This is a genomic window from Ferroplasma sp. Type II (assembly GCF_000496155.1).
The window spans coordinates 1-1,210 of sequence record NZ_KI542840.1 but is presented as its reverse complement, the minus strand read 5'-3'; the positions used below and the strand labels follow the sequence as shown (position 1 = coordinate 1,210).

The 1,210-nt window shown below is 35.2% G+C and carries 3 protein-coding genes; 2 read left to right on the top strand and 1 reads right to left on the bottom strand.

From position 1 onward, the window contains the following. Positions 1–220: 220 nt before the first annotated feature. Together AMDU4_RS13615 and AMDU4_RS13610 are read left to right on the top strand one after the other, a co-directional pair. A complete protein-coding gene (locus AMDU4_RS13615; protein WP_290705555.1) occupies positions 221–568 on the top strand; it encodes an RRXRR domain-containing protein in 348 nt (115 codons plus the stop codon). After that, positions 538–642, top strand: a complete 105-nt coding sequence (locus AMDU4_RS13610; RefSeq protein WP_306766132.1) for a sulfur oxygenase reductase family protein — start codon at positions 538–540, stop codon at positions 640–642. Before AMDU4_RS13615 ends, AMDU4_RS13610 begins: the two co-directional genes overlap by 31 nt. 99 nt (positions 643–741) lie before the next feature. On the opposite strand, the gene AMDU4_RS13605 is transcribed toward AMDU4_RS13610, so the two are convergent. After that, a partial coding sequence (locus AMDU4_RS13605) for a GNAT family N-acetyltransferase (protein ID WP_021788505.1) occupies positions 742–1,210 on the bottom strand: 469 nt, incomplete at its 5' end.

Genomic DNA, 1,210 nt, shown 5'->3' with positions numbered 1-1,210 from the left:
TCTCCAAAGTTGAGAGATTCCTTTATGGACTGCACAAAATTTATGTAACTTCCTGTAGTATGGGCTCTGTCTGGCATGTTTTTCATCATCAAAGTCGGTAGACTCATGCCAGACAATTGTCAGCTGAAATATATTTTTGATCTACTGTCACGCAGGGGGCTTGTTCCGTGAGGAACAGCGCAAGAGTTGATTAGGGGGCTTTAAAAACATGGAGAAAAACATGAAAGAAAGGCAGAAGTTAGATAGGAGAGATACATACACACCCACGGATGCTCCACAAGTCCGTGGCAACTGTGATCATGCATTAAACAGAGAGGAAACTCTCAGTGTGCATGGTTTAAAAACCCCTTCTAACAACCCCGATGTGGACATACAGTCAGGCATGACTGGACAGGACCTGAGGGTTCCCGTCATAAACATGCGCAACGAACCTTTAATGCCAACATCACCAGGAAAGGCGAGAAGACTTTTAAAACATAACAGGGCAAGGGTGATCAGTTCCAATCCATTCACTAGGTTGCACATCCTGCAAGGGAAATACATGACAAGGTCCTTGATACACTCATAAGATGCCCTTACATAAGACTTCTTAACCCCATGATGGAAGGAACGACATGGAGAGAATACCTAAATTCTCCATAAATTAATTTTTTAAGAATTCTGTAATCTTAACCCTAAAATTTTATTTTTATGGTTGATTAAATAGTATCTGTTTAATTTTCAAGGTATTTCAAAGAGGAATTATTTATTATAGTATTTTTCCATTATATAATCCTCATTATCCTCCTTTATTATTTGAAAACCAAGTTTTTTGTAAAATGATATTGCATTATAGTTTAATTGATTTACATATAATTCAATGTTGGAAATTTTTTCGGCCATGATGATTTTTTCTACTGTGTTAAATAGTTGAGTGCCGTATCCATGTCCTATATAGGTGGGTTCCAGATAAAATCTTAGCAATATTTTATTGATTTTATTTATTTCTATAAATCCTACAAGCACATTGTGATCAAACAGTTCATAAAATAATGGATTGGTATTCTCAATTGATTCTTTTATCTCAGTTTTTATTTTGTTTACTGCATAGTATTTATTTATCCAGTACTGTATATACGCATCTGTGTATATGCCTTTATAAGCATATTTCCATGATCTCTCTGCAACTTTTATTATATCCAGTTCATCTCCATTTCTAACTGGCAATATT

What these genes read in the sequence shown, in the direction of transcription:
- AMDU4_RS13615 (WP_290705555.1), top strand. Translation starts at nt 221, where the DNA reads ATGAAAGAAAGGCAGAAGTTAGATAGGAGAGATACATACACACCCACG.